At 75.1% G+C, this 12,780-nt stretch carries 10 protein-coding genes; 8 read left to right on the top strand and 2 right to left on the bottom strand.

Annotated features, from left to right (window positions below; genetic code table 11):
* Positions 1 to 5 precede the first annotated feature (5 nt).
* From AF335_RS06820 to AF335_RS06805, 4 genes are all read left to right on the top strand, one after another.
* Positions 6 to 791, top strand: coding sequence for a carbohydrate ABC transporter permease (locus AF335_RS06820; protein WP_102917883.1), 786 nt, complete (start codon positions 6 to 8; stop codon positions 789 to 791).
* Between the two features lie 38 nt (positions 792 to 829).
* Positions 830 to 2,071 carry a glycoside hydrolase 5 family protein gene (locus AF335_RS06815; RefSeq protein WP_102917369.1) on the top strand — a complete coding sequence of 414 codons (1,242 nt, stop codon included), beginning with the start codon at positions 830 to 832 and terminating at the stop codon, positions 2,069 to 2,071.
* Between the two features lie 184 nt (positions 2,072 to 2,255).
* A complete protein-coding gene (locus AF335_RS06810) occupies positions 2,256 to 4,340 on the top strand; it encodes an endo-beta-N-acetylglucosaminidase (RefSeq protein ID WP_102917368.1) in 2,085 nt (694 codons plus the stop codon).
* A 12-nt stretch (positions 4,341 to 4,352) separates the two neighbouring features.
* Positions 4,353 to 7,388, top strand: a complete 3,036-nt coding sequence (locus tag AF335_RS06805) for an alpha-mannosidase (protein ID WP_102917367.1) — start codon at positions 4,353 to 4,355, stop codon at positions 7,386 to 7,388.
* A gap of 109 nt (positions 7,389 to 7,497) precedes the next feature.
* On the opposite strand, the gene AF335_RS06800 is transcribed toward AF335_RS06805, so the two are convergent.
* Together AF335_RS06800 and AF335_RS06795 are read right to left on the bottom strand one after the other, a co-directional pair.
* Positions 7,498 to 8,409, bottom strand: coding sequence for an SDR family oxidoreductase (locus tag AF335_RS06800; protein WP_102917366.1), 912 nt, complete (start codon positions 8,407 to 8,409; stop codon positions 7,498 to 7,500).
* A gap of 4 nt (positions 8,410 to 8,413) precedes the next feature.
* Positions 8,414 to 9,205 carry an SDR family oxidoreductase gene (locus AF335_RS06795; protein WP_102917365.1) on the bottom strand — a complete coding sequence of 264 codons (792 nt, stop codon included), beginning with the start codon at positions 9,203 to 9,205 and terminating at the stop codon, positions 8,414 to 8,416.
* Positions 9,206 to 9,285: 80 nt separating this feature from the next.
* On the opposite strand from AF335_RS06795, the gene AF335_RS06790 reads away from it, so the two are divergent.
* Genes AF335_RS06790 through AF335_RS06775 form a run of 4 tightly spaced genes read left to right on the top strand, consistent with a single transcriptional unit; the run spans position 9,286 to position 12,735 of the window.
* Positions 9,286 to 10,077, top strand: coding sequence for an enoyl-CoA hydratase family protein (locus AF335_RS06790; protein ID WP_102917364.1), 792 nt, complete (start codon positions 9,286 to 9,288; stop codon positions 10,075 to 10,077).
* The gene (locus tag AF335_RS06785) at positions 10,074 to 10,940 is read left to right on the top strand and encodes a CoA transferase subunit A (RefSeq protein WP_102917363.1); all 867 of its coding nucleotides are present in this window, start codon (positions 10,074 to 10,076) and stop codon (positions 10,938 to 10,940) included. The genes AF335_RS06790 and AF335_RS06785 overlap by 4 nt, the downstream gene beginning before the upstream one ends.
* Positions 10,937 to 11,689, top strand: a complete 753-nt coding sequence (locus AF335_RS06780) for a CoA-transferase subunit beta (protein WP_102917362.1) — start codon at positions 10,937 to 10,939, stop codon at positions 11,687 to 11,689. The genes AF335_RS06785 and AF335_RS06780 overlap by 4 nt, the downstream gene beginning before the upstream one ends.
* Positions 11,686 to 12,735 (top strand): NAD(P)H-dependent flavin oxidoreductase, encoded by a 1,050-nt coding sequence (locus tag AF335_RS06775; protein ID WP_102917361.1) that lies wholly within the window; start codon positions 11,686 to 11,688, stop codon positions 12,733 to 12,735. The genes AF335_RS06780 and AF335_RS06775 overlap by 4 nt, the downstream gene beginning before the upstream one ends.
* Positions 12,736 to 12,780: the final 45 nt, after the last annotated feature.

Below are 12,780 nucleotides of genomic sequence, written 5' to 3'. Positions count from 1 at the left end.
TGCTGATGCTCGCCGTGCTGGCCGTCTCCGTCGGCCCGTTCCTGTGGCAGCTGTCGACCTCGCTGAAGGCCACCACCGAGGACATCTACACCTACCCGCCCGGCTTCCTGCCCGAGCACCCCACCCTGGACAACTACACGGGCGTCGCCGACATCGTCCCCGTCTGGGACTACGCCCTGAACTCGCTGAAGGTCGCCGTCGCAGGTGTCGCCACCAACCTCGTCGGCGCCTCCATGGCCGGCTACGCCCTCGCCCGGCTGCGCTTCCGCGGCCGGAAGGCGGCCGGCCTCGCCTTCGTGGCGGCGCTGCTCGTGCCCCTGGAGTCCATCGTCATCGCGCAGTTCACCATGATGCGCGACCTCCGGCTGAACAACACTCTCACCGCCGTGGTCCTGCCCGGGGCGGTCGGGGCGCTCAACGTGCTCCTGATGCGCAACGCCTTCGCGAACCTCCCGTACGAGGTGGAGGAGGCGGCCGTCATCGACGGGGCGAACGTGTGGCAGCGGTTCACCCGGATCGCCCTGCCGGCGGTACGGGGCACGCTGGCCGCCGTCGCGATCTTCGCGTTCATGGGGGCCTGGGACGACTTCCTGTGGCCCCTGATCGTGCTCTCGGACTCCGACCGCTTCACGCTGACCGTGGGCCTGAACTTCCTGCACGGCACGTTCCAGCAGAACCCCCGGCTGGTCGCCGCCGGGACCGTCATCGCGGTCGCCCCGCTCCTCGTGATGTTCGCCTGCCTCCAGCGGTACTTCTTCCGCGGCGTCGGCGAGGGCGCCGTCAAGGGCTGACCGGCCACCGCACCCCGCCCGAAGGGACGGCATACCGCATGCGCTTCGGCGTCAACTACACGCCCACCCGCGGCTGGTTCCACCACTGGCTCGACTTCGACCTCGACGACATCCGCGCCGACCTCGACTCCCTCACCGCCCTCGGCCTCGACCACATCCGCGTCTTCCCACTGTGGCCGCTCTTCCAGCCCAACCGCACGCTCATCCGCCCGCGCGCCGTCGAACAGCTGGTCGCCCTGGTCGACGCGGCCGGCGAGCGCGGGCTCGACGTGTCCGTCGACGGCCTGCAGGGCCATCTGTCGAGCTTCGACTTCGTCCCCTCCTGGACCACGACCTGGCACCGCCGCAACATGTTCACCGACCCCGCCGTCGTCGACGCCCAGGAGGCGTACCTCACCGCCCTGGCCTCGGCGCTCGCCGACCGGCCGCACTTCCTCGGGATGACGGTCGGCAACGAGGTCGACCAGTTCTCCGGCGACCCGCACCCCGACCCCGACCGGATCCGGCCCGACCAGGCCGGGCGCTGGCTGCGGCGGATGCTCGACGCCTGCGACAGGGCGGCGCCCGGCCGGGCCCACCTGCACGCCTCCTACGACGCCGCCTGGTACGACGACACCCACCCCTTCACGCCCGCCCACTCCGCCCGGCTCGGCGCCATGACCGCCGTGCACTCCTGGGTCTTCAACGGCACCGCGCAGCGGTACGGGCCCACGGGCGCCGCGACCGAGCGGCACGCCGCCTACCTCATCGAGCTGTCCAAGGCATGGGCCGAGGACCCGGACCGGCCCGTGTGGCTCCAGGAGGTCGGGGCGCCGGCCCCGCACATCGCGCCCGAGGGGGCCGCCGCCTTCACCCGGGCGACGCTCGCCCACGCGCTGGACTGCACCGGCGTGTGGGGGATCACCTGGTGGTGCTCGCACGACGTGGACCGGGCACTCGCCGACTTCCCCGAACTGGAATACGGCCTGGGGCTGTTCACCAACGACCGCCGGATCAAACCCGCCGGGGAGGCGGTCGCCCGCGCGGTGCGCGAATGGCACGAGGGCGGGCGGGAGCCGGAGCGCCGGCGTACGGCGCTGGTGCTGGACGTGGGGGACGCGGGGGACGCGGCGGCGTCGCGGTCGGTGTGCGCGCCTGGCGGGGCGTTCTTCGAGGCGTGGATGCGGGTGGCCGCGCGGGGTGTTCGTCCCGCGGTGGTGCCGGCTTCACGGGTGGGGGACGTCGGGTGGCTGGCGGCGCGGGGGGTCGACTCCGTCGTGTCGGTGGATGCGGTGGGGTAGGCGGCCCCTGCGGGGGGGCTTTCCCCTACCCGCCCCTACCCGTATCCGGGGGCTCCGCCCCCGGGCCCCCTTCCGCGCTGACGCGCGGTGTCCTCAAACGCCGGACGGGCTGGAATTCGCTCGGCCCGGCGGGAAAGCCCAAGCGGAGCCCCATCGTCGCCCGGACCAGTTTCAGGAGCCCCCCATGCATGAGCGCATCACTCCCTCCAGACGCACCGTCCTCCTCGGCGCCGCCGCCCTGGCCGCCCTGCCCCGCCGTGCCCTCGCAGCGGCCCCCGAACCCTCCCCCGGGCTCCAGCCCTACGCCTCCTACTGGTACCCCGACAGCCTCCCGGACGGCACCCCCGGGCCCGGGGTCGTCCGGCGGAGTCTGCGCGCCTGGACTCCCGAGGGCGACGCCGACCTGCCGTTCAACCGCTCCACCGTGCCGCTCGCCGCCCGCTTCACGCCGCCGCCGGTCAACGCCACCGCGCGGGCCGGGCAGGCGCGTGTCAGCGCGCTCGTCTCCTTCGCCCCGACCTCGGGCAACCCCGCGCAGGGCTCGGACACCGCCGACTTCTACGCCCTGTCCCACTGGGCCTACCTCGACGAGCTGGTCTTCTGGGGCGGCTCCTCGGGCGAGGGGCTGATCCTCGCCCCCAACGCGCCCGTCGTGGACGCCGCGCACCGTAACGGCGTGCCCGTACTGGGGACGGTGTTCCTGCCGCCGGTCGCGTACGGCGGGCAGCTGCGCTGGACGCGGGATCTGGTGCGGCGCGGCCCGGACGGCGGGTTCCCGCTCGCCGACCAGCTGATCCGGGTCGCCCGGGCGTACGGCTTCGACGGGTGGTTCCTCAACGCCGAGACCGGCGGCGGCGACGCCCGGCTGGGCGCGGACACCCGTGACTTCGTCGGCTACCTGCGGGCGCGCGGCAAGGGGCTGCGGGTCACCTGGTACGACGCGATGGCCATCTCCGGCGACGTCTCCTGGCAGAACCGGCTCGACGAGCACAACTCCCCCTTCTTCGAGGCGTCCGACTCGATGTTCCTCAACTTCGGCTGGGACCGGGACGGGCTCGCCGGGTCGGGGCGGCTGGCGGAGGAACTGAAGCGCGGCCGGTACGAGCTGTGGGCCGGTGTCGACGTCGAGGCGCACGGCTGGGACACCCGGGTCGACTGGGACGCGGTCGTCCCGGCGGGCGGCCCGCACGTCACCTCGTACGGCTTCTACCGCCCGGAGTGGACGTGGCGGAGCCTGCCCGCCGGCGGCCGGGCCCCGGCGGACTTCCACGCGCGTGACGACCGCTTCTGGTCGGGGCGGGCCCTGGACCCGGCCGCCCCGGACAGCGGCCCCTGGCGCCCTCCGGCGGCGTCCGTGGCGGACCGCTCCACGCTCACCTCGCTGCCCTTCGCCACGAGCTTCAACACCGGCCACGGGCTCGGCTGGTACGAGGGCGGGGTCCGGCTGTCGGACGGCGCCTGGAACCACCTGGGCCTCCAGGACCGGCTGCCCGGCCGCCGCTGGCACGTCCGTACCGCCGGGCCCCGACCCGCCGTGGGCTTCGACTTCGCCGACGCCTGGCGGGGCGGCGGCAGTCTCCTGGTGACCGGCGGGCTCGGCGCGCCGGCGACGGTGGAGCTGTTCCCGGCACGGCTCCCGCTGTCCCCCGCGACGGTCGTGGAGATCACCCACCGGACGGACGACGGCTCGGCGGCCGTGCGGGTGGAGCTGGCGGTAGAGGCGGGCGGCGCGCGGGGCGGCCCGCCGCGGCGTCTGCACCTGCCCGCCGGCGCCTTCCGGACGGGCGGGGGCGGCTGGACGACGGTGACCGTGCCCGTCGGCCGCGCCCTGCGCGGCCCGGCCGGTGGGACTCTCCTCGCCCTGGGCGTACGGCTCGGCGCGCCGGACGGCGGCACGGTCCGCTGGCGGCTGGGCGGGCTCGCGGTGCGCGACGCCGCCCCTCCCCCGCCCGGTGCGCCGGGCGCGCCCGCCGTCACCGCGTCACAGCCGAACGCCGACGGCACGGTGGCGCTGCGCCTGGCCTGGACGGCGCCCGCCCGCTCCCCCGGGCCCGTACGCCATTACGCGCTGCACCAGGTCCTGCCGGACGGCGGCCGTCGCTTTCTCGGGGGCACCTGTGGGCATGCCTACTACGTCGCGGCCCTGCGCCGCACGGCCGGTGAGGCGGCCACGCGCGTCGAGGTGCGCGCCGTGGACGAGCTGTACGCCTCCTCGGAGCCCGCGTCCGTCACCTTCCGCCGGCAGTCCCCGGTAGACCCTCTGCGTTAGGACACCGACCTCATGCACAACGACCGCGCCCTGACCGAAGCCCGTCTGAAGCGTGTGCTGGAGGAGCGCATCCGGCCCGCCGTGTATCCGGAGTCCGTGCCGCTGGCCGTCTCCGTGTGGCACGCGCCGGGCGAGCCCGTGCCCGTGGCGGAGGGCCTGGCCGCCGCCCGGACGCCCACCGAGGTCGGCGCGGAGTGGGGGCCGCCGTGGGGCACGAGCTGGTTCACGGTGGCCGGGCGGGTGCCCCGGGAGTGGGCGGGCCGGACGGTCGAGGCGCTGCTCGACCTGGGCTTCGACGAGAACATGCCGGGCTTCCAGTGCGAGGGGCTCGTCTACCGGCCGGACGGCTCGCCCGTGAAGGGCCTCAACCCCCGTAACCAGTGGGTGCGGATCGGGGGGCCCGGCGGCACGGTCGCGGGCGGCGAGGAGGTGCTGCTGCACATCGAGGCGTCGGCGAACCCGGTGATCCTGGACTATGTGCCGTTCCGGCCGACGGAGCTGGGCGACCGGGAGACGGCGGACCGGGCACCGCGCTACCGGCTGGCCCGGATGGACCTGGCCGTCCTCGACCGGACGGTGTGGGAGCTGGTGCAGGACCTGGAGGTGCTGGGTGAGCTGATGGCCGAGCTGTCCCTGGACTCGCCGCGCCGCTGGGAGATCCTGCGGGCGGTGGAGCGGGCGCTCGACGCCGTCGACCTTCAGGACGTGGGGGGCACGGCGGCGCGGGCGCGCGAGGAGCTCGCGCCCGCCCTCGCCGCGCCCGCGCACGCCTCCGCCCACCGGATCAGCGCCGTGGGGCACGCGCACATCGACTCGGCGTGGCTGTGGCCGCTGCGCGAGACGGTGCGCAAGGTGGCCCGTACGACCGCGAACATGACGGCGTTGCTGGAGGACGAGCCGGAGTTCGTCTACGCCATGTCGCAGGCGCAGCAGTTCGCGTGGATCAAAGAGCACCGGCCGGAGGTCTACGCGCGGGTGAAGAAGGCCGTCGCGGAGGGCCGGTTCGTCCCCGTGGGCGGCATGTGGGTGGAGTCCGACACCAATATGCCCGGGTCGGAGGCGCTGGCACGGCAGTTCGTGCACGGGAAGAGATTCTTCCTGGAGGAGTTCGGGATCGAGACGGAGGAGGTCTGGCTGCCGGACACCTTCGGCTATTCGGCCGCGCTGCCCCAGCTGGTGAGGCTGGCGGGGGCCAAGTGGTTCCTGACGCAGAAGATCTCGTGGAGCCGGACGAATAAGTTTCCGCACCACACGTTCTGGTGGGAGGGTCTGGACGGCACCCGGGTGTTCACGCACTTCCCGCCGATCGACACCTACAACTCTCGGCTGTCGGGTGAGGAGGTGGCGCACGCGGTCCGCAACTTCCAGGAGAAGGGCGGTGCCACCCGGTCGCTCGCGCCGACCGGCTGGGGTGACGGCGGGGGCGGGACGACGCGCGAGATGCTGGCGCGGGCGAAGCGGCTGGCGGATCTGGAGGGGTCGGCGAGGGTCATCTTCGAGAAGCCGTCGGCGTTCTTCGAGAAGGCGCACGCGGAGTACGCGCAGGCGCCGGTCTGGGTGGGCGAGCTGTATCTGGAGCTGCACCGGGCGACGCTGACCAGCCAGGCCCGGACCAAGCAGGGCAACCGCCGCGCGGAGCACCTGCTGCGGGAGGCGGAGCTGTGGGCGGCGACGGCGGCGGTGCGGGCCGGGTTCGCTTATCCGTACGAGCGGCTGGACCGGATCTGGAAGACGGTGCTGCTGCACCAGTTCCACGACATCCTGCCGGGTACGTCCATCGCCTGGGTGCACCGTGAGGCGGCGGCGACGTACGCGGCGGTGGCGGCGGAGCTGGAGGAGATCGTCGGCGGGGCACTGGCGGCGCTGGCCGGCGACGGCGCGGGCGGTGGGACGCTGCTGTTCAACGCGGCGCCGCACGGGCGGGGCGGCGCCCCGGCGCACGCCGCGTGCCCGGTGGCGGACCGGGCGGCCGAGCCGGTCACGGCCGGTCCGCGCGAGGGCGGCGGCTTCGTCCTCGACAACGGGCCGCTGCGGGCCGAGGTCGACGGCCGGGGGCTGGTGGTCTCCGTGTACGACCGCGAGGCGGAGCGGGAGACGGTCGCGCCGGGCGCGGCGGCCAATCTGCTGCAACTGCACCAGGACTTCCCGAACATGTGGGACGCCTGGGACGTCGATCTGTTCTACCGGAACACGGTGACGGACCTGACGGACGTGGCGTCCCTGGAGCTCACGGACGAGGGCGCCGTACGGGTGGTCCGGGCCTTCGGGTCCTCGCGCGTCGAGCAGCTGATCTCGCTCCCGGCGGGCGCGCGGCGGCTGGACGTTACGACCGTGGTCGACTGGCACGAGACGGAGAAGTTCCTCAAGGCCGCGTTCCCGCTCGATCTGCACGCCGATCGCACGGCGGCCGAGACCCAGTTCGGCCATCTCTACCGTCCCACGCACACCAACACCAGCTGGGACGCCGCGAAGTTCGAGGCGTGCGCGCACCGGTTCGTCCACCTGGAGGAGCCCGGCTGGGGCGTGGCCGTCGTGAACGACTCCACGTACGGCTACGACGTGACGCGCACGGTCCGGGACGCGGCCTCGGGCGCCGCCGGCACCACGACGACGGTCCGGCTGTCGCTCCTGCGCGCCCCGCGCTTCCCGGACCCGCACACCGACCAGGGGGTGCACCGCTTCCGGTACGCGCTGGTGCCGAACGCGTCCGTGGGGGACGCGGTGCGGGAGGGGTACCGGATCAATCTGCCGGAGCGGCGGGTGGCGGGCTCCGCCGCCGTCGCGCCGCTGGTGCGCGTCGACGACGACGCCGTCGTGGTCTCGGCGGTGAAGCTGGCCGACGACGGCGGCGGCGACGTGGTCGTCCGGCTGTACGAGTCGCTCGGCGGCCGGGCCCGGGCGGTCCTCACACCGGGGTTCGCCCCGGGGGCGGTGTCCGTGTGCGACCTGCTGGAGCGGCCCTTGGGCACGGTGGCCGCCGAGGACGGGCGCGTGTCCCTGGCGCTGCGGCCGTTCGAGATCGTCACGCTGCGGATCGCTCGCGCGTGACGCCTCTGCGACGGGCGGTTCCCCCTCGCTCGCCCCTGCCCGTGCGCCGGCGCACGGGCAGGCTCTCGTACGGGCGGGAGGGCGCGGCCGCGTATCCGGCTGTTCGGCGTCAGCCGTCGGCCCCGTACACGCGCTCCGGTGGCCGTGCCGCCTTCAGTAACCCCCGTACCGCCTCCCCCACCTCGCTCGTCTCCCACCGCCCCGCCTTCTCCACGGTGGGGCCGGGGCTCCAGCCCTCCATGACCGTGACGCGGCCCCCCGCGGCCTCGAAGACACGGCCGTTCACCCCGGCCGAAGCCTCCGACGCGAGCCAGACCACCAGGGGCGACACGTTCTCCGGGGCCATCGCGTCGAAACCGTGTTCCGGGGGCGCCATCGTCCCGGCGAAGACCCGTTCCGTCATCCGGGTGCGGGCGGCCGGGGCGACGGCGTTGACCTGGACGCCGTAGCGGGCGAGTTCGGCCGCGGCGACGAGCGTGAGGCCGGTGATCCCGGCCTTGGCGGCGGTGTAGTTCGCCTGGCCGACGCTGCCCAGCAGGCCCGCGCCGGAGGTGGTGTGGACGACCCGGGCGGCCGCCGGGCGGCCCGCCTTGGCCTCGGCGCGCCAGTGGGCGGCGGCGTGCCGCAGGGGCAGGAAGTGGCCCCTGAGGTGGACGCGGACGACGGCGTCCCAGTCGTCCTCGCCGAGGTTGACGAGCATCCGGTCGCGCAGGAATCCGGCGTTGCAGACGAGCGCGTCGAGCCGCCCGTACGTGTCCAGGGCGGTGGCGACGAGGGAGGCCGCGCCCTCGCTGGTGGTGATGTCGCCGCCGTGCGCGACGGCCTGCCCGCCGCGTGCGGTGATCTCCTCGGCGACGTGGCGCGCGGGCCCCGGCGAGCCGCCTTCGCCTCCCGGCTCCACACCGAGGTCGTTGACGACGACCTTCGCCCCCGCGGCGGCGAGCGCGAGGGCGTGGGCCCTGCCGAGGCCGCGGCCGGCGCCGGTGACGGCGGCGACGCGCCCGGCGTGGATTCCGGTCATCTCTTCACTCCTCGTGGTGGGTTCGGGCGGCGGCGAGGAACGCGGGGCGCTCCCCTCCGCCGTGGACGAGCAGGCCGGCCCCGGTGATGTAGGCGGCCTCCGCGGAGGCGAGGAAGACGGCCGCGGCGCCGATCTCGTCGGGTTCGGCGAGGCGGCCCGCCGGTACGGTCCGGGCGACGGCGGCGACGCCGTCCGCGTCCCCGTAGTGGAGGTGGGCGGACTCGGTGCGCACCATGCCGAGGACGAGGGTGTTCACCCTGACGGCCGGGGCCCATTCGACGGCCATGCTGCGGGCGAGGTGTGCGAGGCCGGCCTTGGCGGCGCCGTAGGCGGCGGTGCCGGGCGAGGGGCGGCGGCCGCTCACGCTGCCGACCATCAGGACGCAGCCGCCGGCCGGCGCCGCGCGCAGCAGCCCGTAGGCGGCGAGGGAGACGGTGAGCGGGGCGGTGAGGTTGAGGGCGAGGACCTTCGCGTGGCTCGCGGCGCCCGCCGCGTCCAGCGGCCGGTACGGCGTCCCGCCCGCGTTGTTGACCAGCACGTCCAGCCGCCCGTACGTCTCCTCGACGGTGGCGAGGAGGCCGTCCACGGCGGCCGGTTCCCTCAGGTCGGCGGGGAGGAAGCGGGCGGTGCGGCCGCCGGCCGCGACCGGCCGTCCGGGCGGTCTGCGGGCGCAGACGACGACGTGCGCGCCGGTGTTCAGGAAGGCCCGGGCGATGCCCGCGCCGACGCCGCGCGTCCCGCCGGTGACGAGCACGACCCGCTCGCCCGGGCCGTGGGGGCGGTGTGCTGTGGCCATCCGGGCACCTCCCGTGGGGACCGGTCCGCTGCTACCGTCGCACCTAACAAACGTTTGGTGGAAAGGTAGCTGATCCACTGATGGGTGTCTCCACCTCCCGCCCCGAACCCGGCGTCGCCGTCGTCACCGTGGACTTCCCGCCCGTCAACGCCCTTCCCGTGCGGGGCTGGTACGACCTCGCCGACGCCGTCCGCGGCGCGGGCGCGGACGGCGGGGTCCGCTGCGTCGTGCTGGCCGCCGCCGGGCGCGGCTTCAACGCCGGGGTCGACCTCAAGGAGATCCGGCGCGCCCCCGGCCACACGGCCCTGCTCGGCGCCAACCACGGTTGCGCGGCGGCCTTCTCGGCCGTCTACGACTGCCAGGTGCCGGTGGTCGCCGCCGTGCACGGCTTCTGCCTGGGCGGCGGCGTGGGCCTGGCGGGGAACGCCGACGCCGTCGTCGCCTCCGACGACGCCGTCTTCGGCCTGCCCGAGCTGGACCGGGGCGCGCTGGGCGCCGCCACCCACCTGTCCCGGCTCGTGCCGCGGCACCTGATGCGCGCCCTGTACTACACCTCGCGCACGGTCACCGCGCGGGAGCTGCACGGGTACGGCTCCGTGTGGCGGGTGGTGCCGCGCGGCGAACTGCCCGCGGCGGCCCTGGCGCTGGCACGGGAGATCGCGGCGAAGGACGGCTCGCTGCTGCGGCTGGCCAAGGCCGCCCTCAACGGCATCGACCCCGTCGACGTGCACCGCTCCTACCGCTACGAGCAGGGCTTCACCTTCGAGGCGAACCTCGGCGGCGTCGCCGACCGGCTCCGCGAGACCTTCGCGCCGGGCACCGCGGCGAAACCCGACAAGCCCGCCGAACCCGCCGAGGAGGACCTCCCATGACCGCCGACAAACGGATGACCGCGGACGAGGCCGTCTCGCACCTGGAGAGCGGCATGACGATCGGCATCGGCGGCTGGGGCTCCCGGCGTAAACCCATGGCCCTGGTGCGGGCCCTGCTCCGCTCGGACACGACCGACCTGACCGTGGTCTCCTACGGTGGCCCCGACGTGGGCCTGCTGGTCGCGGCGGGCCGGATACGCAGGCTCGTCGCCGCCTTCACCACCTTGGACTCCATCCCCCTGGAACCGCACTTCCGGGCCGCCCGCCAGCGCGGCGAGCTCGAACTGACCGAACTGGACGAGGCGATGTTCATGTGGGGGCTGACCGCCGCCGCCCACCGGCTGCCGTTCCTGCCGATCCGCGCCGGTCTCGGCTCCGACGTGCTGACGGCCCGCCCGGAGCTGCGTACGGTCGTCTCGCCGTACGAGGACGGCGAGGAGCTCGTCGCCGTGCCCGCGCTGACCCTGGACGCCGCGCTGGTGCACCTCAACCGGGCCGACGCCCGGGGCAACGCCCAGTACCTGGGCCCGGACCCGTACTTCGACGACCTCTTCTGCGAGGCCGCGCGGGAGGCGTACGTCTCGTGCGAACGCGTCGTCGACAGCGCGGAGTTCGCGTCGGCGGGCGGGCCGCAGACGCTGCTGGTGCACCGCGCGTGCGTCAACGGCGTCGTCGAGGCGCCGGGCGGCGCGCACTTCACCTCCTGCGCGCCCGACTACGACCGTGACGAGGCGTTCCAGGCCGCGTACGCCGAGGCCGCCGCGGACCCGGCGGCCTGGCGGGAGTTCACGGGCCGCTTCCTCTCCGGCGACGAGGCCGCCTACCGCGCGGCCGTCGCCGGCTTCACCGGGGAGGCGGCATGAGCGCGACCCGGGCCGAGGTGTGCGCGGTGGCCTGCGCGGAGGCGTGGCGCGGCGACGGGGAGATCCTGGCGAGCCCGATGGGCGTGCTGCCGACGGTCGGCGCGCGGCTGGCCCGGCTGACGTTCTCGCCCGAGCTGCTGCTCACGGACGGCGAGGCGCTGCTGATCGCCGACACCCCCGCGCTGGGCGCGAAGGCGGCCGTGGTCGAGGGGTGGCTGCCGTTCCGCCGACATCTCGCGATGGTCGCGGGCGGCCGGCGGCACGTGATGATGGGCGCGAGCCAGCTCGACCGGTACGGCAACCAGAACATCTCCCGCATCGGGGGCGCGGAGCGGCCGGCGCGGCAGCTGCTCGGTGTGCGCGGGGCGCCCGGCAACAGCGTCAACCACCCCACGAGCTACTGGATCCCCCGGCACTCGCCCCGGGTGCTGGTCGAGCGGGTCGACATGGTGTGCGGCGTCGGCCACGACCGCGCGGCGGCCGCCGGCCCGTCCGTCACCCGCTTCCACCGCGTCCCGCGCGTCGTCACCGATCTGGCCGTCCTCGACTTCGAGACGCCGGACCGCACGATGCGGGTCCGTTCCCTGCACCCCGGGGTGACCGCCGAGGAGCTGCGCGCGGCGACGGGCTTCCCGCTCGACGTCCCCGCCGGCGTGCCGCGCACCCGTACCCCGACGGACGGGGAGCTGCGGCTGATCCGGGACGTGATCGACCCGGCCGGTCTGCGCGAGCGGGAGGTACGGGCGTGAGGACGGCCCTCACCGACCTCGTCGGCGTCCGGTACCCGATCGTGCAGACCGGCATGGGCTGGGTGGCCGGGCCGCGCCTGGTCTCCGCGGTCGCGAACGCGGGGGCGCTCGGCATCCTGGGTTCCGCGACCATGACGCCCGGCCGGCTGCGCTCGGCGGTCCGGGAGGTGCGGTCGCGCACGGACCGGCCGTTCGGGGTGAACCTGCGCGCGGACGCGGGCGACGCGGCCGAGCGGGTGGACATCCTCGTCGAGGAGGGGGTGCGGGTCGCCTCGTTCGCCCTCGCGCCCTCCCGTGACCTGATCGCCCGGCTCAAGGACGCCGGTGTCGTCGTCGTGCCGTCCGTGGGCGCGCGGCGGCACGCCGAGAAGGTCGTGGCGTGGGGCGCGGACGCCGTGCTGGTCCAGGGCGGCGAGGGCGGCGGCCACACCGGCCGGGTGGCGACGTCGGTGCTGCTGCCCCAGGTGGTGGACGCGGTCGGTGTCCCGGTCGTCGCCGCGGGCGGGTTCCACGACGGGCGCGGGCTGGTGGCGGCGCTCGCGTACGGCGCGGCCGGGGTGGCGATGGGCACCCGTTTCCTGCTGACGGCCGAGAGCACGGTCCCGGCGGCGGTGAAGGCCGCCTATCTGGCGGCGGCGGTCGAGGACGTCACCGTGACGACGAAGGTCGACGGGCTCCCGCACCGGGTGCTGCGGACCCCGTTCGTCACCGCGCTCGAACGCTCGGGCCGCGCCGCCACGCTCGTACGGGCGCTGCGGCACGCGGCGGTGTTCGGCCGGACGGCCGGCCTGGGCCCGGGGCGGCTGGTGCGGGACGGTCTGGCCCTCCGCCGGGGCAAGGGGCTGACCTGGAGCCAGGTCCTGCTGGCCGCGAACACGCCGATGCTCCTGAAGGCGGCCATGGTGGACGGCCGTACGGACGCCGGGGTGATGGCCTCGGGTCAGGTGGCCGGCCTGATCGACGACCTGCCGTCGTGCGCCGAGCTGGTCGGGCGCGTCATGGCCGGGGCGTACGCGACGCTGGCCGGCCTGCCGGAGGTGTCCTGAAGACGCGTACGGGCCCCTCCGGCGGTGGCCGGAGGGGCCCGGGTG

It is taken from the genome of Streptomyces eurocidicus (genome assembly GCF_002891295.1).
GTDB lineage: Bacteria > Actinomycetota > Actinomycetes > Streptomycetales > Streptomycetaceae > Streptomyces > Streptomyces eurocidicus.
Note: the sequence above shows the minus strand (reverse complement) of the source record. Positions and strands in the feature narration are given on the sequence as shown.

What these genes read in the sequence shown, in the direction of transcription:
- AF335_RS06820 (WP_102917883.1), top strand. Translation starts at nt 6, where the DNA reads ATGCTCGCCGTGCTGGCCGTCTCCGTCGGCCCGTTCCTGTGGCAGCTG.
- AF335_RS06815 (WP_102917369.1), top strand. Translation starts at nt 830, where the DNA reads ATGCGCTTCGGCGTCAACTACACGCCCACCCGCGGCTGGTTCCACCAC.
- AF335_RS06810 (WP_102917368.1), top strand. Translation starts at nt 2,256, where the DNA reads ATGCATGAGCGCATCACTCCCTCCAGACGCACCGTCCTCCTCGGCGCC.
- AF335_RS06805 (WP_102917367.1), top strand. Translation starts at nt 4,353, where the DNA reads ATGCACAACGACCGCGCCCTGACCGAAGCCCGTCTGAAGCGTGTGCTG.
- AF335_RS06800 (WP_102917366.1), bottom strand. Translation starts at nt 8,409, where the DNA reads ATGACCGGAATCCACGCCGGGCGCGTCGCCGCCGTCACCGGCGCCGGC.
- AF335_RS06795 (WP_102917365.1), bottom strand. Translation starts at nt 9,205, where the DNA reads ATGGCCACAGCACACCGCCCCCACGGCCCGGGCGAGCGGGTCGTGCTC.
- AF335_RS06790 (WP_102917364.1), top strand. Translation starts at nt 9,286, where the DNA reads ATGGGTGTCTCCACCTCCCGCCCCGAACCCGGCGTCGCCGTCGTCACC.
- AF335_RS06785 (WP_102917363.1), top strand. Translation starts at nt 10,074, where the DNA reads ATGACCGCCGACAAACGGATGACCGCGGACGAGGCCGTCTCGCACCTG.
- AF335_RS06780 (WP_102917362.1), top strand. Translation starts at nt 10,937, where the DNA reads ATGAGCGCGACCCGGGCCGAGGTGTGCGCGGTGGCCTGCGCGGAGGCG.